The sequence below is a fragment of the Saccharopolyspora thermophila genome (assembly GCF_014646075.1).
Classification (GTDB): Bacteria; Actinomycetota; Actinomycetes; order Mycobacteriales; family Pseudonocardiaceae; genus Saccharopolyspora; species Saccharopolyspora thermophila.
Genome location: NZ_BMMT01000013.1, coordinates 66,438 through 86,746 on the forward strand (window position 1 = coordinate 66,438; position 20,309 = coordinate 86,746).

Consider the following 20,309-nt stretch of genomic DNA (forward strand, 5'->3'; position numbering starts at 1 on the left):
TTGGCGGAGTCGATAGTGGACGCCGACCTGCTGGATCGTGGCGGTGTGGGACTCACGATCCGCGGTCGGCGGGCCACGATCACCCTCAACCGCCCGGACAGACTCAACGCCCAGACCCCGCACACCTGGCAGGCGTTGCGGGAGATCGGCCGCGCCCTCGGCGCCGACGTCCGGGTCGTTGTGGTGCGCGGTGCCGGCCGGTCGTTCTCGGCCGGGCTGGACCGCAGGCTGTTCGGGCTCTCCGACGTCGACGGCGCCCCGGGGCTGGCCGCGCTGGCCCAGCGCCCCACCGAACAGGCCGACGCCGAGATCGCCGGGTTCCAGCAGGGCTTCAGCTGGCTGCGTGACCCGGACCGGGTCACCATCGCGGCCGTGCGGGGGCACGCCATCGGCGCCGGGTTCCAGCTGGCGCTGGCCTGCGACCTGCGGGTGCTGTCCACCGACGCCCGGTTGCGGATGGCCGAGACCGGGCTGGGCCTGGTGCCCGACCTCGGTGGCACGTTGCCGCTGGTCCGGACGGTCGGGTACGCCCGGGCGGTGGAGCTGTGCCTGACCGGGCGGGAGGTGTGGGCCGACGAGGCGCTGCGGCTGGGACTGGCCAACGTCGTCGTCGAACCCGACCACCTCGACGACGCGGCGGACGAGCTGGCCGAGGCCGTAGCCCAGCCGCCGGTCAACGCGGTTCGCGAAACCCTCGCGCTGCTGTCGCAGGCGGACGAGGCGGTCGACCCGGAACAGCAGCTCGCGGCGGAACGGGCCGCGCAGCTGCGCTGCATCGCGGAACTGGCCGAGCGGTTCCGGGCGGACCGCGATGAATGAAAGCGCTGGTCACCGCAGCCCTGGGACGCGTTTCGCGTAGCGCTGCAGGTTGGCTGCGTTGGCCTCGTCGCCACCGATGGTGTTGGCGCTGTGCCAGACCGGCAGCTCGACGCCGACCGCTGCCGCCAGGTCGTGCAGCTGCACCAGCAGCAGGTTCCACAGGAAGGCGTTGGCCAGCGAGGACAGCGGCGCTGTCACCGGGGCTGCGGTCGGGTAGCTGGCGTCGCCGCCGCGGACCAGCGTGTCCAGCACGACCGCGGCCTCCTCGGCCAGCGTCGTCCCGGCCCGCTTCGGGGCCTCGGCGCTGGCCGTGGGTGAGGTAACGGCCACGACCACCGATCCCGCCGCGCGGGCGGTCCGGGCGAGCTCCACCGGGTACGGGTTGACGCCTGAGTTGGAGAACACCACCAGGGCGTCCGCGCCGCCGCGGAACCCGGCTTCGGACAGCACCTGCTGGGCCAGGCCGCTGCGGCGCTCGGTGCGGGTGCTGGCGACCGCGCCGTGCAGCGGCAGCAGGTCGGGGTGGTACAGCGGCCGGACCGCGGCCAGCCCGCCAGCCCGGTAGAAGGACTCCATCACCCCGGCCAGCGAGTGACCCGCGCCTGCGGTGAACACCAGGTTGTCGCCCCGGATGGTCTGTAGGAGCCGGTCGGCTGCGGTGCGCAGCGCGTCGGCGTTGTGCACGCCGATTTTCCGCAGGTGTTCCAGCATGTGTTCGGCGTGCGCCGACCCGTGGCCCGACATGGCGGCTCCGTGTGGCGAGGTGACCAACGACGCAAGGTCTATACCAATTGCTCGTAACGTGGTCAAGAACGGGAGGCCAACATCGGTGTCATGCAGGTACTCTGGTGATCAGCAACGGAGATCGAACCGCCAGGGGATGCATGCCGCAGCGAGGCAACAGACGGGAACTGCTCGCCGAAGCCGCCATCGAGGTGCTGGCGCGCGAGGGCGGCCGTGGGCTGACCCACCGCGCGATCGACCGCGAGGCCGAGGTCCCGGAGGGCACCACCAAGAACTACTACCCGACGCGCAGCGCGCTCTTCCTTGCTGTCGCGCGCTACATCGCAGCCGAGCACACCGCCGCGCTGCGCGAGCTGCGCAGCCAGATCCCGGTCGGCCTCAGCGGTGAGGACATCACCGCGCTGTACGCGGCGATGCTGCGGCGGATGGGCACCAGCGCGCGTTCCCGGTTCCTGGCCCTGTTCGAGCTGCACCTCGAAGCGGTGCGCAACCCCGGCGTGCGCGACGCGCTCGGCGACATCACCCAGGCCAACGTGGACACCGCGGTGGAGCTGCACGCGGCGGTGGGGCGCCGGATGAGCCGCCGCGGCGCGGGACTGCTCGACGCCGGCATGCTCGGCGTGGCGCTGTCGATGCTGAGCCTGCCCGACGATCTGGTGGAGGAGCTCGGATTCGACGACGCGGACGGGCTCGCGCGGGCGTTATTGTCCCTGGGCTCGGTCCGCGACGAAGCGGCGGTGGGGGTGCTTCGCGGCTGGGCCGGCTGAGCCCGTGGTGGCGCTGCGAGACCGTGAGATGACGCACGGTAGCCTCTGGGGGGACGGGATCTGGGCTGGGCGTCCTGGGGGTCGCCCACGATCGAAGTGGATGCAGGAACGCATGTCGAATCCGGAGCCAGTCGAATCCGGCCCGCTCGAACCGCCCGCGGTCGTGTTCGCCCGCCTCGCCGACGTCCCGCTGGACGCGCTGGACAAGCTCCTCGAAACCACGCACGCCGTCTACGACGACCTGAACCGGGTCCTCGGCCACCCGTACTGGGCGGACCTGGTGTACCACCAGGGCGCCGCGATCAAGGCGCTGAAGGAGGCGCGCGTCAGCCTGGAGGGGCTGCGCGCCGAGGCGATCGGCGCGCGCAACACCGAACTCGGCATCACCGTGACGACCGCGGTCGTTGACGGTGAGCGGCACTACGCGCAGACCGAGGACGACAAGGCCGCGCTGGTGGACCGGGTCCTACGCCCCCAGCAGCCCGGCGCCTGCCACCTGTACGTGTGGGACCGCCCGCACGTGGACCCGGAAGCCCCCGGACCGTACGTGCAGATGCGGATCGTCACCGACACCGAGGCCGAGGTCGGCGTGCTGAACTTCACCGAGGAGTCCGAGGACGGCGAGATGCAGTCCTGGCACACGCTGAACCCGCAACCGCTGCCGGAGGCCCCGGCGCTGCGCTTCGACGCGGGCAGCACGCTGCGCTTCCCGCGCAACGCGGTGCTGCCGTTCCGGGACCTGCGGGCGGCGCTGGATGAGTTCACCCGCACCGGTCAACGACCGGAGGCGGTGCGGTGGCAACCCGCCCGCTGGGGCGATCTCTGACCCACGAATCACCTCATCGGGTGAGGAGCGGCAGGTCACGTGTCGCCACGTGACCTGGCGAAGCGCCCTCCACCCGCCTGACCGCTCAGCCGTAGATGCCCTGAATCGCGCCCGCGGCGATCGCCGTGACGACCTTGAACGCCTGCATCGCCGCCGTCATGTCCGGGGCGTCGAAACCGACCCGGCGCACGTCAACCTGCTCCACCGTCGGGACCACCGCCGCGGCCGCGGCCAGGTGCGCGGCGTCGAACTCCACCTCGATGCGGTGCGGCTCGGCGCGGCCCGTGAACCGCCCGGCCCGGCGCATGCCCTCGGCCGCCGCTGTGCGGATCTCCGCCGCGGTGCGGGCGGGTGGTCGGCAGATCGCCGCGTAGCGGCTCACGCACTCCTTGACCGCCACCGTCTGTGCCTGCGGCGCGTAGTCGGTCGCCTCGGCGCACGCCCGGTCGTCGCCGGTGACCAGTAGGACCGGCACGCCGTGCTCGGCCGCCAGCGCCGCGTTCAGTGCGCCCTCCCCGGCGGGCGCGCCGTCCAGCCACACCCCGGTGATGGAGTTCTCCAGGTACGTGTGCGACAGGACGCCCTCCTGGCCCGCGCCCGCGTGGTAGCCGAGGAACACCACACCGTCCACACCGGAATCGACGCCCTGCATCATCGACAGCGGCTTGTGCCGCCCGGTCAGCATGACGGCCCGCTCGTCGAGCTCCTCCAGCAGCAGGTTGCGCTGCGCGGAGTGCGCCTCGTTGACCAGCACCTCGGTGGCGCCGGCCGAGCACAGGCCGTCGACGCAGGCGTTGACGTCGCCGGTGAACAGCTTCCGGAACCGCTGCCACTGCTCGGTGCCCGGCACCACGTCGTCGGTCCAGGTGACGCCCGTGACGCCTTCCATGTCCGCTGAGATCAGGATCCGCACGACGGCCAATCTAGGCCGCGGCGGAAGGCTTTCGAGGGGTGCCGCGCCGGTCGGGTCACGGTTCGGTTCCGCTGCGTGACGCGGCTCGGCGACAACTCGCGGTTAAGCATTGACGAACAGCGCCTGAAGGTGGTTCCTTCTTCTCACTCGTCGCGATGGAGGGGGTCACAAGTGGGCAGACGACTCGCCGTGCTCTGGGCTGTGTTGCTGGTGGTGTTGCTCGCGCCGATGCCCGCGTCGGCGCAGGAGGACGGTGCGCGCCCGCAGGGCGCGACGCTGCGGGTCGGCCTGCAGCAGCAGATCGACTCGCTGAACCCCTTCCTGGGCTACAGCCTCGCCGCCACGGACATCTTCCGGGTCATCTACCCGACCCTGACCACCTACAGCCCCGACGACTTCTCGGTGATGCCGGAGCTGGCCGAGAGCTGGGAGTCCTCCCCGGACAAGCTCACCTGGACCTTCCACATCCGGCGCGGCGTGCAGTGGTCCGACGGGCAGCCGGTGACCGCCCGCGACGCCGCCTACACCTTTAACCGGATGATGACCGACCCGGCCGCGGCCACCGCCAACGGCAACTTCGTGGAGAACTTCGACACCGTCACCGCGCCGGACGACACCACCCTGGTGATCCGCACCAGGACGCCGCAGGCCACGATGCTGGCCATCGACGCGCCGATCGTGCCCGAGCACGTGTGGTCCAAGGTCGCCGACGTCGCCTCCTTCGCCAACGACCAGATGCCGGTGGTCGGCAGCGGGCCGTTCACCCTCACCGGCTACCGCGCCGAGCAGGACATCACCCTCACCGCCAACCCGAACTTCTGGCGCGGCGCCCCGAAGATCGCCCAGCTGCAGTTCATCCAGTTTAAAAACAGCGACGCCGCGGTGCAGGCGCTGCGCAAGGGCGAGGTCGACGTCGTCCAGAAGCTCACCCCGGCGCAGTTCGACGCGCTGGCCGGGCAGGACGACATCACCCAGGTCAGGGGCCAGGGACGGCGTTTCTACGAGCTGATCCTCAACCCCGGCGCGACCAACAGCGAGAACGCGCCGATCGGCACCGGGCACCCGGCGCTGCGTGACGTGCGGGTCCGGCAGGCCATCGACCACGCCATCGACCGGCAGGTGCTGGTCGACCGGGTGCTCGGCGGCTACGGCCAGGTCGGCGGGGGCTACCTGCCGCCGATCTTCGCCGACTTCCACTGGACGCCGCCGCAGCCACGCACCTTCGACCCGGCCGCGGCCAACCGCATGCTCGACGAGGCCGGCTACCACCGCGGTCCGGACGGCATCCGCCGCACCCCGCAGGGTGAGCCGCTGAACTTCGACTTCGTGCTGCACGGCGACGAGCCCGCCGACGCGCAGGTCGGCGAGTTCGTCAAGCGTTGGCTGGCGGACCTGGGCATCACCGTCGAACTGCAGCCGGTGTCGGACAACCAGCTCAACGACCGCACCACGGCCGGTGACTTCGACATGGTCATCAGCGGCTGGTCGGCCAACCCCGACCCGGACTACGTGCTGCGGCTGCAGACCTGCGCGGCGCGCCCGAACCCGGCCGGGGGCGGCACCAACGACACGTTCCTGTGCGACCAGCAGTACGACGACCTGTACCACCGGCAGCTCGCCGAGTTCGACCCCGCCAGGCGGGCCGATCTGGTCAAGCAGGCCCAGGCCCGGTTCTACGAGCAGGCGGCCGGGCTGATCCTGTACTACCAGAACTCGCTGGAGGCGTACCGCAGCGACCGGTTCAGCGGATTCACGTTGCAGCCCAGGCACGACGGCGTGATCGTGGCGCAGCAGGGCTACTGGGGCTACTACGGCGCCGAGCCGACCGAGGTGGCGCTCAAGGGCGCGGCGAGCACCGACTACACCGCTGTCGCGTGGGTGCTCGGCGGGGCCGTGGTGCTGGTCGGCGTCGTGGTGGCGCTGGTGGTCGTCCGGCGGCGGGCAACCGCCGACACCAGGGAGTGAAGCATGTCCGATCTGCTGGCCACCGTCGAACCGACGACCCGTCGGCGCCCCGGCCGGGCGCTGCGCTACGTCGCGGAGAAGGTCGGCGGCGGGCTGGTGAGCCTGTTCCTGGTGGCGGTGCTCGGCTTCTTCCTGTTCCGCGTGATGCCGGGCGACCCGGTGCGCACCATGACGCGGGGCGCACCGGTCAGCGAGCAGCAGATCCAGGTGCTGCGCGAGCGGTTCGGCCTCAACGACCCGCTGTGGCAGCAGTTCCTGGACTTTGTGGGCAACCTGCTGCGCGGTGACCTCGGCGTGTCCTACACCTACAGCCGCCCGGTGGGCGAGCTGATCGTGGCGCGCATCGGCCCGACGGTGCTGCTGGTGGGCACCGCGACGGCGATCGCCGTGGTGCTCGGGTTGTGGATGGGTTCGCGGGCGGCGTGGCAGCACGGCGGCGCGTTCGACAGGACGTCCACCTCGGTCGCGCTGACGCTGTGGTCGGTGCCGACGTTCTGGCTCGGCCTGATCGTGCTGATGGCCTTCGGCGTGGGTGTGGGGCCGATCCCGGGCCTGTTCCCGGTCGGCGGGATCTCCTCGCCGGACACCCCGCCGGAGCTGCTGCCGCAGGTGCTCGACGTCGCCCACCACCTGGTGCTGCCGGCGCTGACGATGGTCGCGGTGATCTACGCGGAATACCTGATGGTGATGCGCTCGTCGCTGCTGGAGGAGATGGGCGAGGACTACCTGACCACGGCCCGGGCCAAGGGGCTGCGCGAGGACCTGGTGCGGCGGCGGCACGCGGTGCCCAACGCGCTGCTGCCCACCGTGACGCTGATCTTCCTGCGGCTGGGCCTGGTGGTGGCCGGGGCGATCACCGTGGAGACGGTGTTCTCCTGGCCGGGACTGGGGTTGCTGACCTTCGAGGCACTGCGGGTGCCGGACCTGCCGCTGCTGCAGGGCATCTTCGTGGTGCTGGCAGGGAGCGTGGTGGTGATGAACGTGCTGGCCGACCTGCTGTACCGGGTCCTCGACCCGAGGGTGCGGGAGTCATGACCGCCACCGCCGCCCAGATCCGCTGGGCCCGCCGCCGGGCGCGGGCCGGTGAGGCGTGGCGCGTGTTCCGCGCCGACCGGGCCGGGCTGGTGGGTCTGGCGCTGCTGGTGCTCACCGCGCTGCTGGCGCTCATGGCCCCGGTGCTGACCGATCCCGCCGGACTCGACGTCACCCGCGCCACCGGCGAACCGTTGCAGGCACCCAGCGGCGAGTACTGGCTCGGCACCGACGAGTCGGGGCGGTCGGTGCTGCTGCTGACCTGGTGGGGCGCGCGGGTGTCGCTGGTCGTGGGCCTGTCCGCGGCGGTGCTGTCGGTGCTGATCGGCACCGTGGTCGGGGTGCTGGCGGCGCACTTCGGCGGATGGACCTCGCGGATCCTGTTGCGCGTTACCGACTTCTTCCTGGTGCTGCCGTCGCTGGTGCTGGCCATCGCGCTGTCCACGGTGCTGGCCCGCGGGCTGTGGACGATCGTGCTGGCCATCGGCGTGACGTCCTGGCCCGCGACGGCGCGGATGGTGCGCGCCCAGACGTTGACCGTGCAGGCCCGCCCGTACATCGAGCGGGCGCGGGCGCTGGGTGCCGGGCACAGGCACATCATCAGCCACCACGTGCTGCCGGCCGTGCTGCCGCTGGTGTTCGCCAACACGACACTGTCGGTGGCCAGCGCGATCATCGCCGAGTCGACGCTGTCGTTTCTGGGCCTGGGCGACCCGGGCCGGGTGTCATGGGGCTCGATGCTGAAGTCTGCGATGGACACCGGCGCGGTCACCGGCGGCGCGTGGTGGTACCTGCTGCCGCCGGGCGTCGGAATCGTGGTGGTGGTGCTCAGCTTCACGCTGTGCGGCCGGGCACTGGAAGCGGTGTTCAACCCGAGGCTGCGGGGGCGGCGGTGAGTCCGATTCTGCAACTGCGCGACGTGTCGGTGACCTACCGGGGCGCGGAGGAATCCGCCGTGCGCGGGGTGAGCCTGAGCCTCGGCGAAGGCGAAACCCTCGGCCTGGCGGGGGAATCCGGCTGCGGCAAGACCAGCCTGGCGATGTCGGTGCTGCGGCTGCTGCCGAGGTCGGCGCGCATCGGCGGCGAGATCCTGCTCGACGGGCGGGACGTGCGCGAGATGACCTTCGGGCAGCTGCGCGCGGTGCGCTGGGCCAGCGCCTCGGTGGTGTTCCAGGGCGCGATGCACGCGCTGAACCCGGTGCGCACCATCGGCGAGCAGATCGCCGAGCCGATCAAGCTGCACGGCGGCACCGGGGACCTGCGGGCCCGGGTGGCCGAGCTGCTGGCGCAGGTGGAGCTGCCCGCGGAACGCGCGAACGCCTACCCACACGAGCTCTCCGGCGGGCAGAAGCAGCGGGTGATGATCGCCATGGCGCTGGCCTGCGAGCCGCGGCTGGTGATCGCCGACGAGCCGACCACGGCGCTGGACGTGGTGGTGCAGGCCCAGGTTCTGGAGCTGATGGGGAGGCTGGTGGCCGAGCGCGGCATCGCGCTGATGATGATCAGCCACGACCTGTCGGTGCTGTCGGCCACCTGCGCGCGGCTGGCCGTGATGTACCAGGGGCAGCTCGTCGAGCACGGGCCCGCCGAGCAGGTCATGTCCACGCCGCAGCACCCGCACAGCCAGGCGCTGGCGAACGCGTTTCCGACGGTGGGCGACCCGGCCTGCCGGCTCACCGAGGGCACCACGGGCGGGCGGGGGCTGCTGTCGGCGGAGGACATCCGGGTGGACTTCACCAGCCGCTCCGGGCAGACCGTGCACGCGGTGCGCGGGGTGGACCTGGAGGTGGCGGAGAACGAGATCGTCGCGCTGGTCGGCCAGTCCGGTTCCGGCAAGACGACCCTGGCGCGCACCCTGCTGGGCCTGCAGCGGCCGACGGGCGGTTCGGTGCGCTTCGACGGGGTGCCGCTGCCCACCAGCGGCGCGGGGCTGCGAGAGTACCGCAAGCAGGTGCAGCTGGTGCTGCAGGACCCGACCGGTGCGCTCAACCCGCGGCACACGGTCTACGAGGCGGTGGCCGAGGGCCTGCGGATCCACGGCATCACCGACGACGAGCGGGGCCGGGTGGCGGCGGCGTTGGAGGCCGCCGAGCTGCGCCCGGCGGAGAAGTTCTTCTCTCGCCTCCCACAGGAACTCTCGGGTGGGCAGCGGCAGCGCGTGGTGATCGCGGGCGCCCTGGTGCTGGAGCCGCGGGTGCTGGTCGCGGACGAACCGGTCGCGTCGCTGGACGCCACGGTGCGCGGCGAGATCCTGTCGCTGCTGCTGCGGCTGCGGGTGGAACGCGGCCTGTCGACCCTGGTGATCACGCACGACCTGGGGCTGGCGTGGAACATCGCGGACCGGGTGGCGGTGATGTACCAGGGCGAGATCGTGGAGGTGGGTGACGTGGCGCAGGTCCTGCTGGACCCGCGGCACGACTACACCCGGACCCTGCTGGCCGCGGTCCCCACGACCACCCGCCGCGTCGCGTAGCCAGAGCAGCCCGTGCTCAGTCGAAGCTGTCGATGACCGCGGGGTGGCCCGGGCGGTCGGCGCGGACCACGTAGTCGGCCAGGGTGTGCGGGGAGACCTCCTGGTCGTAGCGCTCGTAGGCCGGGAGGGTCCAGCGGTCGGGTTCCGGGGTTCGGCGGCGCAGGGCCGCCGGAGGCAGCCAGAGGTGGATGGTGAAGTCGAAGTCCAGTCCGGCGCCCAGCAGCAGCGGGCCGTCCACCACGGCCACGCCGCGTTCCGGCAACCGGACGCGGGCAAGCCGCGGCGAGCGGTCCGCCGCGGCGTCCCACAGGGCCGGGAGCAGCTGGCCGCTTCCCTTGTCCGACAGCGGTTTCAGCACTTCCCGGGTGAGGCCGTTGCGGTCAAACCAGCTGGTGTAGAACGAGTCCGGGTCGGCATGGCCGTGCTCCAGCCGCAGCGACGCCGGGCGCAGGTAGTCCGCCATGCGCACCCGCGCCACCGCGCGCCCGCGCAGCCGCAGCGGTTCGACCAGGCTGTCGGCGAAATCGCCGGTGTCGGCCGCGGGCGCGCCGTCGACGGCGATCCGCAGCCACCGGCCCGGCAGTGCGTCGATGCGTTCGACCACTTCCGTCACCAGCAGGTTGGGGGTGATCGGTCGGACGCGCATGGCGCCCACCCTACGCAGCGAGGAACTCCCGCAGGTGCCGCACCGTGGCCTCCGGGCGTTCCTCGGCCACAAAGTGACCGCACTCGGCGATCTCCGCAGCCGTGACGTCCTCGGCGTACTCCCGCCAGATCTCCAGCATCGGCAGCCGTGCGGGCAGCCCCGCCGATCCCCACAGCAGCAGCACCGGCATGGTGAGCTTGCGGCCCGCCGCGGCATCGGCGTCGTCGTGCTCGCTGTCGTGCGGGAAGGCCGCCCGGTAGTCGTCGAAACCGGCGCGCAGCGCGCCCGGCGCGGAGAACGCCCGCACGTACTCGTCGATTGCCTCGGGCTCCAGGCCGTGCCGGTTGACCGTCCAGCGCTCGAAGAAGTAGCCGAGGTAGCCCGCGACGTCCGCGCCCGCGAGGCGTTCCGGCAGGTCCGGTTGCAGGTGGAACAGCCAGTGCCAGTAGCCGGCGGCGATCCCGACATCCATCCGCCGCCACATCTCGCGGGTCGGCACGATGTCCAGCAGCGCCAGCCGGTCGATCTGCGCCGGGCGGTCCAGGCCCCAGCGGTGCGCGACCCGGGCGCCGCGATCGTGGCCGACCACGCTCACCGACTCGAAGCCCAGCGACTCCACGAGCGCCGCGACGTCCGCGGCCATCGTCCGCTTGTCGTAGCCGTCCCGGGGCTTGTCGGTGCGGCCGTAGCCGCGTAGGTCCGGGGCGATCACGGTGTGCGTGCGGGCCAGCTCGGGCATCACCTTGCGCCAGCAGTGGCTGGTCTGCGGCCAGCCGTGCAGCAGGACCAGTCCCGGACCGGAACCAGAGCGCAGGTAGTGCATGCGCAGCCCGTTGACGACGGCGACCTCTTCGGACGACATCCGGCGACTCCGCTTGTCCCTGTCTCAGAAGACCTCTAACTGTCTAAGGGGGTTAGAATGGGATGCTAGATCGACGCTGTGGAGAAGGCAAGGATGGGCGAGTGGATCTGGGACGGTGGCCGTCCCAGCCTCGATCTGGTCAACACGCTGCGCGACCGGTGGCGCGACGGCCGGGAACTCCTGGTCGACGCGGACGCGCTGGTGGAATGGCTGCGTGCGGCGGGGCTGCTCGCGGAAGGGGTGGCCGCGCCCGAACACGTCGCGCTGGCCCGAAAACTGCGGGAAGCGATCGACCGCGCGGTGCAGGCCCGCGTGCAGGGGCGGGTCATCGACGACGCCGACGTCGCGCGGATCAACGACGCCGCCCGCTCGTCGCACCACGCCGCCGCGCAACTGCGCGTCCAGCCGGACGGATCGGTCGTGGCGTGGCAGCCCTCGCCGCCGGACCCGGTCCGCGCGGCGCTGGCCGCCGTCGCCGCCGACGCGATCGACCTGCTCGCCACCGAACCGTTTCCGCGCGTGGCCGTCTGCGCCTGGCACCGCTGCGGGGTGCGTTTCCTCGACACCTCGCCGGCGCGCAACCGGCAGTGGTGCTCGATGTCGCGCTGCGGCAACCGGGCCAAGGCCCGCCAGTACTACGCCCGCCGCAAGGCGTCCTCCTGACCCGCCGCGTCGTCCCGCCCGCGCGAAACCGCGCACCCCGAGGGCACGGTCACCGTCGCCCGGATCAGAGGAGGGCGGGTTGGAGGATCGACAGGCGCTGCGCGTCCGTGTCGAGTTCGGCGGCCACCCCCAGCGGGATGGTGCGCTGGGCCGGGCAGTGCCCGAAGCCGAGTTCCCAGATGATTGGCACACCCAGGCCGCCCAGCAGGTCCGACATCACCTCTCGCACCTCCTCCAGTGGCCCGCAGTCGGTCCACGAACCCAGCGCGATCCCGGCGGCGTGGTCGAACCAGCCCGCGCGCAGCAGCTGCGTGACGAACCGGTCCAGCCGGTAGGGCTCCTCGGTGACGTCCTCCAGCAGCGCGATCCCGCGCTCCGGCGGGGTCGGGGCGTCCGGCGCGCCCAGCGACCCGGCGACGATGCTCAGGTTGCCCCCGTAGGTGGTGCCCCGCGCCCGCCCGCGCACCAGGGCCCCCGCCGTGGAGCGGGTCAGTATCGTGACCGACTCCGGCTGGAACAGGGTGCGGCGCAGGTGTTCCCGCGCCGGAGCGTCCTCGACGAACGCCTTGGTGGCCACCATCGGTCCGAACACCGTGACGAGCCCGAGCTGGGTGGCGAAGGCGTCGTGCAGCGCGGTGATGTCGCTGGAACCAGTGAAGATCTTCGGCCCGGCGGCGGCCATCTCGGTCCAGTCCAGGTGGTCGAGGATCCGCATGCTGCCGTAGCCGCCGCGCACGCAGAACACCGCGGAGACCTCCGGGTCGCACCATGCCCGCTGCAGGTCCGCGGCGCGGTCGGCGTCGGAGCCCGCCAGGTAGCCCAGCGGATGGCGGTCGCGGACGTGCTTGCCGATCTGCACCTGCAGGCCCCACGAGCGCAGGTGCTGCACGCCGGCGTCGAGCAGCTCCTCGGGCACCGGACCGGCGGGCGCGACCAGCGCCACCGTGTCGCCGCTGCGCAACCGGTGCGGGCGACGTAGTTCGCGCATGCTCATCGGCGAGGACTCCATCCCGCGACCTTGACCACCGCCGGTGAGATTAGCCCGTCGCGGCCCGGCGCGCTGGAGTTCGCCAACGGCGAACAACTGGGAATCCGGTGGCCGGACGGTTATCTGTCGAGTACAGCGCGATGTGCCTCGCCGGGGGCTGCGTCGGTTCGCCGCGGTGATGAACGAAACTGGGGCCAGCCGCGCACAGCTCGCGCCCGGTGGCCTAGTGTCGGAGGGGTCATGGCTCGTGTCATCCACGTCTTCCGTCAACCCGACCGGTTCGTCGCCGGAACGGTCGGGGAACCTGGTGAGCGCACCTTCTACCTGCAGGCGTCGGAAGATGTCCGCACGGTGAGCGTGCAGCTGGAGAAGCAACAGGTGTCGGTGCTGGCCGAACGCATCGGCGCGCTGCTGGAGGAGGTGCAGCGGCGGTTCAACACGGACCTGCCCGCCAGCACCCCCGAGGACCTGCTCGACACCGACCCGCTGGAGGTCCCGGTCGAGGAGGAGTTCCGGGTCGGCACCATGGGGCTGGGCTGGGACGCCGAGAGCGAGGCGGTCGTCGTCGAGCTCCTCGCGATCACCGACGAGGAGGTCGACGAGTCGGTGGTGCTCGACGACACCGAGGAGGGGCCCGACGCGCTGCGGGTCTTCCTCACCCCCGCGCACGCGCGGGCGTTCGCCGAGCGCGCCGAGCGTGTGATCAATGCCGGTCGCAAGCCATGCCCGCTGTGCGCCGAACCGCTGGATCCCACCGGGCACATCTGCCCGCGCCAGAACGGCTACCGCCGTGCCGAAGAGGTCTGACCGGGGTGCGCGCCGGTGATCCAGCAGCTCACGAGCTGCTGCGGCACGGACGGTTGGACGTGCAGGGACGCCTGGTGGAGGCATCCAACGCGACGCTGTTCTGCGCCATCGAGGCCGACGGCGTGCAGGGGCAGTGCGTCTACAAGCCGGTGCGGGGCGAGCGGCCGCTGTGGGACTTTCCGGACGGCACGCTGGCCGGTCGCGAGGTCGCGTCGTACCTGCTGTCCGAGGCCATCGGCTGGGGGCTGATCCCGCCGACGCTGCTGCGCGACGGACCGTTCGGGCCGGGCATGGTCCAGCTGTGGGTGGACACCGAGGAGGACTCGCAGCTGGTCGACATCGTGGTCCCGGACGAGGTGCCCGACGGCTGGCTGGCGGTGCTGCGCGCCCAGGACCACCACGGCGACCCGGTCGTGCTGGCGCACGCCGACCACCCGCAGCTGCAGCGGCTGGCGGTGCTCGACGTGGTGATCAACAACGCCGACCGCAAGGGCGGGCACATCCTGCACGCCCCGGACGGCCGGGTCCTCGGCGTCGACCACGGGGTCAGCCTCAACACCGACGACAAGCTGCGCACCGTGCTGTGGGGCTGGATCGGGGACCCGTTGCCGGATGAGGCGGTGGACCGGCTCAGCGAGCTGCGGGCCCTGCTGGAGGGCGACCTGGCGGCCGAGCTCGCCGAGCACATCACACCCAAGGAGATCCAGGCGGTCAACGTCCGCATCGAACGCCTGCTGGAGACCGGGATCTTCCCGGCGCCCTCCGGGGAGTGGCCCGCCATCCCGTGGCCGGCGTTCTGAGCGGGGTTCCGGCGTGACGCGACCCCCGGCCCGTCGGTGGGTGCGCGCGGTCGCCCGGGCAGGGCACTCTGTGGGAGTGCGAACCGAGTACCGACAGCCGGTGATCCAACCCTCCTACGCCGACCGTTTGGTGGCGCCGCTGCCCAGCTTTCGCGACGTGATGCGGCTGATGTGGACCGGCGGGTTCCGAGGACGCGCGGAGGACGCCGACCGCATCCCGGTGCTGCGCTCCGGGCTGCCCGCGGTCACCGCGCAGGACACGGCCCTGACCTGGGTCGGGCACGCGACGTACGTGGTGCGCACCGGCGGCGCCACGGTGCTCACCGACCCCGTGTGGTCGGCCCGCATCCCGGGCGTGCCGCGCCGGCTGACTCCGCCGGGCGTGGCCTTCAGCGAGTTGCCGCCCATCGACGCCGTGCTGATCACCCACAACCACTACGACCACCTGGACGCACCCACCGTGCAGCGGCTGCCGCGGTCGACGCCGGTGCTGGTGCCCGCCGGTCTCGGCCGCTGGTTCCGGCGCCGCGGGTTCACCGAGGTGTTCGAACTGGACTGGTGGGACTCGGTGGAGGTGGCCGGGCTGGTGTTCGACTTCGCACCCGCCCAGCACTGGAGCCGCCGGGGCCCGCGGGACACCTGCCGCAGCCTGTGGGGCAGCTGGGTGATCAGCGGCCCGGAGCATCGGCTGTACCACGCCGGCGACACCGGGTACGGGCCGCACTTCGCCGAGATCGGCCGCCGCTACCCGGGTATCGACGTGGCGATGGTGCCGATCGGGGCGTATGACCCGCGCTGGTTCATGAAGCCGGTGCACATGAATCCGGAGGAGGCCGTCCAGGCGGTGGCGGACCTGGGGGCGCGGGCCGCGGCGACGATGCACTGGGGGACGTTCGTGCTGACCCGCGAACCGGTCACCGAGCCGCTGACCCGGGTCCGCAAGGCGTGGCGGGAGTCGGGCCGCGACCCGCGGGATCTCTGGGACCTGGCGGTCGGCGAATCCCGCGCGCTGCGCTCCTGAACACCGCCGCGACCTCCCAGCACACCGGGCCGCGCCGGCCTCCCACCACACCGGACTTCATGGACAGACACACTGGACTCAAAGGACAATCGGGAGATCTCGGCCTACCCGCCCCCGCGGTGCCCGCCCCCGCCAGCGGCCCCGATTTGCCTTGAGTTGGAGACATGCCTGGGGCGGGGTGGGGGGTTAGTCGACCAGGGCCTGGTAGACGAGTTGGTGGAGTTGGCTGCGGATTGGGTGGGTGCTTGATGGCATCAGCTGGGTGAGGAACACCACGGTGAGGTCCTCGGCCGGGTCCACCCAGAACGCCGTGCTGGCCAGACCGCCCCACGCGAACTCGCCCGCCGACCCGATCACCTTCGCCGCGGTCGGGTCCTCCAGCACCGAGAAGCCCAGCCCGAACCCCTTGCCCGCGTACGCCGCCTCGGAGAACGCGCCCAGCGCCATCGACTCCAGGTCGGCGCCACCGGGCAGGTGGTTGCGGGTCATGTACCGCACGGTCCGGCTACCGAGCAGCCGCGCCCCGTCCAGTTCGCCACCGCGCAGCAGCATCTGCGTGAACCGGTGGTAGTCGTGCGCCGACGAGATCAGCCCGCCACCGCCGGAGAGCGCCTTGGGCAGCTCGAACGCCGCCGCGTGCGCCTCCTCGTGGCGCGGGTGCCGCTGGGCCCGGCCCTGCGGGTCGGCCACATACAGGGTGGCCAGCCGGTCGGCGTCGGCCCGGTCGACGGCGAACCCGGTGTCGGTCATGCCCAGCGGCTCGAAGATGCGGGTACGGAAGAACTCGTCCAGCGTCTGCCCGGACACCACCTCCACGACCCGCCCCAGCACGTCGGTGGACACCGAGTAGTTCCAGGCCGTGCCGGGGTCGAACAGCAGCGGCATCGACGCCCACTCGTCGCAGCAGCCAGCCAGGTCCAGGTCCTCGGGCATGCCGTTCTCGAAACCCGCACGCCGGTACAGCTCGTCGACCGGGTTCAGGTAGTGGAAGGCGTAGGTGAGCCCGGAGGTGTGGGTGAGCAGGTGCCAGATCCGCATCGGCTCGGTGGCCGGGCGGGTCTGCGGCGCTCGCGCGGTGCCGCCGCAGTAGACCCGCAGGTCAGCGAAGGACGGGATGACGTCGCTGACCGGGTCGGTGAGTTCGAGCGCGCCCTCCTCGTGCAGCATCATGATCGCCACCGAGGTGACCGGTTTGGTCATCGAGTAGATCCGGAACAGCGTGTCGGGCCGCACGGGCGTGCCGCTGTCGATGTCGGCGAAGCCGTGCATGCCCAGGTGGGCGATCCTGCCGTGGCGGGTCACCAGCACCAGCCACCCGGGCAGCTTCCCGGACTCCACGTACCGCGCGAAGTGCCGGTCGATGCGCTGCAGCCGCGCCGCGTCGAAACCGACCTCGCCGGGATCCACCTCGATCTGCAGGCCCACCTGGTCCTCCTGGGAAGTTCGTGCCACGGGATGTTTCTACTCTCCCCGCCCGACATCCGAAAACCTTTCCGCTATGGCAGCGCTCGTCGGTCCTGGGCGGTAGCGTCGAAGGGGTGACGAACCCGACTCCACCCCCAGGGCTGCCCCGCACGGCGGGGGAGCTGCGGACCAGCGGCCACCACCCGCGCAGCGTGAAGGCCGAGGTGCGCGCCAACCTGCTGACCGCGCTGCGCTCCGGCCGGACGCTGTGGCCCGGCATCGTCGGCTTCGACCAGACCGTGCTGCCGCAGCTGGAACGCGCCCTGATCGCCGGGCACGACGTGGTGTTGCTCGGCGAGCGCGGACAGGGCAAGACGCGGCTGCTGCGTGGCCTCACCGAACTGCTGGACGAGTGGACGCCGGTCATCGAGGGCTCCGAGCTGGGCGAGCACCCGCTGCAGCCCATCACCCCGGCATCGCGGCGACGCGCCGCCGAGCTCGGCGACGACCTGCCGGTGGCCTGGCGGCACCGCAGCGAGCGCTACGTGGAAAAACTCGCCACCCCGGACACCTCGGTCGGCGACCTGGTCGGCGACGTGGACCCGGTCAAGGTGGCCGAGGGCCGCTCGCTGGGCGACCCCGAAACCATCCACTTCGGACTGGTGCCACGCGCGCACCGGGGCATCGTCACCATCAACGAGCTGCCCGACCTGGCCGAGCGGATCCAGGTCGCGCTGCTGAACGTGATGGAGGAGCGCGACATCCAGATCCGCGGCTACAGCCTGCGGCTGCCGCTTGACGTGCTGCTGGTGGCCACCGCCAACCCCGAGGACTACACCAACCGCGGCCGGATCATCACGCCGCTGAAGGACCGCTTCGGCGCGGAGATCCGCACCCACTACCCGCTGGACATCGACGACGAGGTGTCGCTGGTGCGCCAGGAGGCGGATCTGCCCGCCGAGGTCGGCGACCACCTGCTGGAGGTGCTGGCCCGGTTCGTCGGCCACCTGCGCGAGTCGCCGGCGGTGGACCAGCGCTCCGGGGTTTCGGCGCGCTTCGCCATCGCCGCGGCCGAGACGGTGTCGGCGGCGGCGCTGCACCGGGCGGCGCTCACCGGGGAGTCCCCGGCGGTGGCGCGGCCGGTCGACCTGGCGGCGGTGCCCGCGGTGCTGCGCGGCAAGATCGAGTTCGAGGCGGGTGAGGAGGGCCGCGAGGACGAGCTGCTCGGCTACCTGCTGCGCCGCTCGGTCGCCGACACCGCGCGCGGCCTGTTCGCCGGGCTCGACCTGCAGCCGCTGGCGCAGGCCGTCGCCGATGGCCACCCGGTGGCCACTGGTGAGCGGATCTCCGGCCGGGACGTGCTGACCGCGCTACCGGAGCTGCCGGTGCTGCACCAGGTCGCCGAACGGCTCGGGGTGCGCCCGGGCGACCCGCCGGGCCGGATCGCCAGCGCCGTGGAACTCGCGCTGGAATCGCTCTACCTGGCCAAGAAGATTGGCAAGGACGCCGAGGACGACAGGTCGGTGTACAGCTGATGAGCCGCCGGTTCCGGTACAACGCGTGGCACGGCGGCGCCGATCCGTTGGCGCCGCCGGTGGATCTGCGCGCCGCGCTGGACCAGATCGGCCGAGACGTGATGGAGGGCGCGTCGCCGCGCTCGGCGCTGGAGGAGCTGCTGCGCACCGGGACCCGCGACACCGCCGGGCTCGACGAGCTGACCCGGCGGTTGTGGCAGCGGCGCAGCGAGCTGCAACGCCGCCACCGGCTCGACGGCACGCTCTCCGAGGTGCGGAGGCTGCTGGACCGCGCGCTGCGGCAGGAGCGGCTCGCGCTGGCCGCCGACACCAGTGAGGACGCGCGCTTCCGTGAACTGCAGCTGGATGCGCTGCCGCCGGACGTGGCCGGGCAGGTCTCGGAGCTGTCCTCCTACGACTGGCGCTCCTCGGACGCCCGGGAGACGTTCGAGGAGATCCAGCAGCTGCTGGGCACCGAGTTCCTGCAGCAGCGCTTCCAGGGCATCAAGCAGGCCATGCAGCAGGTCACGCCCGAGGACGTCGAGCGGATCCGGCAGATGCTCGACGACCTCTCGGCGCTGCTGGCCGCGCACGCCCGCGGCGACGCCGACGTCCAGCAGAAGTTCGAGCAGTTCATGCGGCAGCACGGGGAGTTCTTCCCGGAGAACCCGCGCGACGTCGACGAGCTGATCGACGCGCTGGCAGCCCGCTCGGCCGCGGCGCAGCGGCTGCTGAACTCGATGAGCGAGCAGCAGCGCGACGAACTGCTGGCGCTGTCGCAGCAGGCGTTCGGGGACCCGCGCATCGGGCAGGCGCTGCGACGGCTCGACCAGCAGTTGCGGGCCCTGCGGCCCGGCGAGGACTGGGCCGGGCGGGCGCGGTTCCGCGGCGACCAGCCGATGGGGCTGGCCGACGCGACGGCGGCGATGGCCGAACTCGGCGAGATGGACCGGCTGGCCGAACAGCTGAGCCAGGGGTATCCCGGCGCGAGCCTGGCCGACATCGACCTGGAGGCGCTGGAGCGGCAGCTGGGTCCGCAGGCGGTCGTCGACGCCCAGCGGCTGGCGGAGATCGAGCGGCAGCTGCGGCAGCAGGGCCTGCTGCAGCGGGCACCGGACGGCAGCCTGCGGTTGAGCCCGCGGGCGATGCGGCGGCTCGGCGAGACCGCGTTGCGGTCGGTGATCTCGCAGCTGCGTACCAGGCGCGGTGAACGCGACACCGACCGCGCGGGCGCGGCGGGGGAGCTGACCGGAACCACCCGGCCGTGGGAGTACGGCGACGCGGAGCCGTGGGACGCCTCCCGTACGGTCCGCAACGCGGTGCTGCGGCGCGCCGCGGAGGGGCCGGACGCGCCGCTGCTGGACATCTCGGACCTGGAGGTGGCCGAGACCGAGCAGCGGTCCCGGGCGGCGGTGGCGCTGTGCGTGGACACGTCGTGGTCGATGGTGCAGGACGGGCGGTGGGTGCCGATGAAGCGCACCGCGCTCGCACTGCACCACCTGGTGGCCACCCGGTTCCGCTCGGACGCCCTGCAACTGGTCACCTTCGGCCGGTATGCATCCACAGTGGACGCCAGTGAGCTGGCGGCGCTGGAGGGGGTGTGGGAGCAGGGTACGAACCTGCACCACGCGCTGCTGCTGGCGGGCCGCCACCTGCGGCGTCACCCGGACGCCAAACCGGTCGTGCTGGTGGTGACCGACGGCGAGCCGACGGCGCACCTGGAACCGGACGGCGAGGCGGTGTTCCAGTACCCGCCGAGCCCCCACACCCTGCGGGTCACACTGTCCGAAGTGGACGCCCTGAACCGCCTGGGCACCACCCTGAGCGTGTTCATGCTGGGCGACGACCCGCGCCTGGCGGCGTTCGTGGACCTGGTGGCCCGCCGCGGCGGCGGCCGGGTCCTGGCCCCCACTCCGGACGGCCTGGGCGCGGCGGTGGTGGGCGACTACCTCCGCACCAAACGCCGCCGCTGACCGGGCCTGCGAGTCCGGCGGACATCAGCGCGTCGGGATCGCCCTCGGTGCGAGTTGTGGCGGCCGGTGGGCGGACGCCTGCCGGCCACCGC

19 protein-coding genes are annotated in these 20,309 nt (G+C 72.2%); 13 read left to right on the forward strand and 6 right to left on the reverse strand.

Annotated elements, in window-relative coordinates:
• Window positions 1-819 carry an enoyl-CoA hydratase/isomerase family protein gene (locus tag IEY17_RS17870; RefSeq protein WP_188989207.1) on the forward strand — a complete coding sequence of 273 codons (819 nt, stop codon included), beginning with the start codon at window positions 1-3 and terminating at the stop codon, window positions 817-819.
• A 9-nt stretch (window positions 820-828) separates the two neighbouring features.
• On the opposite strand, the gene IEY17_RS17875 is transcribed toward IEY17_RS17870, so the two are convergent.
• The gene (locus IEY17_RS17875) at window positions 829-1,563 is read right to left on the reverse strand and encodes an SIS domain-containing protein (protein WP_188989209.1); all 735 of its coding nucleotides are present in this window, start codon (window positions 1,561-1,563) and stop codon (window positions 829-831) included.
• A gap of 140 nt (window positions 1,564-1,703) precedes the next feature.
• On the opposite strand from IEY17_RS17875, the gene IEY17_RS17880 reads away from it, so the two are divergent.
• On the forward strand, window positions 1,704-2,330 hold the full coding sequence (locus IEY17_RS17880; RefSeq protein ID WP_188989211.1) for a TetR/AcrR family transcriptional regulator: 627 nt from the start codon (window positions 1,704-1,706) through the stop codon (window positions 2,328-2,330).
• A gap of 100 nt (window positions 2,331-2,430) precedes the next feature.
• The gene (locus tag IEY17_RS17885) at window positions 2,431-3,156 is read left to right on the forward strand and encodes an Imm1 family immunity protein (RefSeq protein WP_229680268.1); all 726 of its coding nucleotides are present in this window, start codon (window positions 2,431-2,433) and stop codon (window positions 3,154-3,156) included.
• Window positions 3,157-3,241: 85 nt separating this feature from the next.
• Here the strand turns inward: IEY17_RS17885 and IEY17_RS17890 are convergent, their stop codons facing one another.
• The gene (locus IEY17_RS17890; RefSeq protein ID WP_188989213.1) at window positions 3,242-4,069 is read right to left on the reverse strand and encodes a M55 family metallopeptidase; all 828 of its coding nucleotides are present in this window, start codon (window positions 4,067-4,069) and stop codon (window positions 3,242-3,244) included.
• Window positions 4,070-4,240: 171 nt separating this feature from the next.
• Here IEY17_RS17890 and IEY17_RS17895 point away from each other — a divergent pair, with 171 nt between their 5' ends.
• From IEY17_RS17895 to IEY17_RS17910, 4 genes are read left to right on the forward strand one after another with little or no spacing between them, the layout of a single operon-like run.
• A complete protein-coding gene (locus tag IEY17_RS17895) occupies window positions 4,241-6,034 on the forward strand; it encodes an ABC transporter substrate-binding protein (protein ID WP_188989215.1) in 1,794 nt (597 codons plus the stop codon).
• Window positions 6,035-6,037: 3 nt separating this feature from the next.
• A complete protein-coding gene (locus IEY17_RS17900; protein ID WP_188989217.1) occupies window positions 6,038-7,069 on the forward strand; it encodes an ABC transporter permease in 1,032 nt (343 codons plus the stop codon).
• Complete coding sequence (locus IEY17_RS17905) at window positions 7,066-7,962, forward strand: ABC transporter permease (RefSeq protein WP_188989219.1); 897 nt, start codon at window positions 7,066-7,068, stop codon at window positions 7,960-7,962. The genes IEY17_RS17900 and IEY17_RS17905 overlap by 4 nt, the downstream gene beginning before the upstream one ends.
• Complete coding sequence (locus tag IEY17_RS17910; protein ID WP_188989221.1) at window positions 7,959-9,539, forward strand: dipeptide ABC transporter ATP-binding protein; 1,581 nt, start codon at window positions 7,959-7,961, stop codon at window positions 9,537-9,539. The genes IEY17_RS17905 and IEY17_RS17910 overlap by 4 nt, the downstream gene beginning before the upstream one ends.
• Window positions 9,540-9,555: 16 nt before the next feature.
• Here the strand turns inward: IEY17_RS17910 and IEY17_RS17915 are convergent, their stop codons facing one another.
• On the reverse strand, window positions 9,556-10,185 hold the full coding sequence (locus IEY17_RS17915) for a nucleoside/nucleotide kinase family protein (RefSeq protein WP_188989223.1): 630 nt from the start codon (window positions 10,183-10,185) through the stop codon (window positions 9,556-9,558).
• 10 nt (window positions 10,186-10,195) lie between these two features.
• A complete protein-coding gene (locus IEY17_RS17920; RefSeq protein ID WP_229680269.1) occupies window positions 10,196-11,047 on the reverse strand; it encodes an alpha/beta fold hydrolase in 852 nt (283 codons plus the stop codon).
• Window positions 11,048-11,140: 93 nt separating this feature from the next.
• Between IEY17_RS17920 and IEY17_RS17925 the strand changes: the two genes are divergently transcribed.
• The gene (locus IEY17_RS17925) at window positions 11,141-11,710 is read left to right on the forward strand and encodes a CGNR zinc finger domain-containing protein (protein ID WP_188989225.1); all 570 of its coding nucleotides are present in this window, start codon (window positions 11,141-11,143) and stop codon (window positions 11,708-11,710) included.
• A 64-nt stretch (window positions 11,711-11,774) separates the two neighbouring features.
• Here IEY17_RS17925 and IEY17_RS17930 read toward each other — a convergent pair whose 3' ends face one another.
• The gene (locus tag IEY17_RS17930) at window positions 11,775-12,704 is read right to left on the reverse strand and encodes a S66 peptidase family protein (protein WP_229680270.1); all 930 of its coding nucleotides are present in this window, start codon (window positions 12,702-12,704) and stop codon (window positions 11,775-11,777) included.
• A gap of 234 nt (window positions 12,705-12,938) precedes the next feature.
• Between IEY17_RS17930 and IEY17_RS17935 the strand changes: the two genes are divergently transcribed.
• The 3 genes from IEY17_RS17935 to IEY17_RS17945 all read left to right on the forward strand — a co-directional run bounded on the left by IEY17_RS17935 (window position 12,939) and on the right by IEY17_RS17945 (window position 15,326).
• Complete coding sequence (locus IEY17_RS17935) at window positions 12,939-13,505, forward strand: DUF3090 domain-containing protein (RefSeq protein ID WP_188989229.1); 567 nt, start codon at window positions 12,939-12,941, stop codon at window positions 13,503-13,505.
• A 5-nt stretch (window positions 13,506-13,510) separates the two neighbouring features.
• Entirely contained in the window at window positions 13,511-14,305 is a 795-nt protein-coding gene (locus tag IEY17_RS17940) for an SCO1664 family protein (protein WP_229680271.1), read from the forward strand.
• Window positions 14,306-14,405: 100 nt separating this feature from the next.
• On the forward strand, window positions 14,406-15,326 hold the full coding sequence (locus IEY17_RS17945) for an MBL fold metallo-hydrolase (RefSeq protein WP_229680272.1): 921 nt from the start codon (window positions 14,406-14,408) through the stop codon (window positions 15,324-15,326).
• A gap of 186 nt (window positions 15,327-15,512) precedes the next feature.
• Here IEY17_RS17945 and IEY17_RS17950 read toward each other — a convergent pair whose 3' ends face one another.
• Window positions 15,513-16,778, reverse strand: a complete 1,266-nt coding sequence (locus IEY17_RS17950) for a serine hydrolase domain-containing protein (RefSeq protein ID WP_229680273.1) — start codon at window positions 16,776-16,778, stop codon at window positions 15,513-15,515.
• 86 nt (window positions 16,779-16,864) lie between these two features.
• Here IEY17_RS17950 and IEY17_RS17955 point away from each other — a divergent pair, with 86 nt between their 5' ends.
• Together IEY17_RS17955 and IEY17_RS17960 are read left to right on the forward strand one after the other, a co-directional pair.
• On the forward strand, window positions 16,865-18,265 hold the full coding sequence (locus IEY17_RS17955; RefSeq protein WP_188989233.1) for an ATP-binding protein: 1,401 nt from the start codon (window positions 16,865-16,867) through the stop codon (window positions 18,263-18,265).
• Entirely contained in the window at window positions 18,265-20,217 is a 1,953-nt protein-coding gene (locus IEY17_RS17960; protein WP_188989235.1) for a vWA domain-containing protein, read from the forward strand. Before IEY17_RS17955 ends, IEY17_RS17960 begins: the two co-directional genes overlap by 1 nt.
• Window positions 20,218-20,309: the final 92 nt, after the last annotated feature.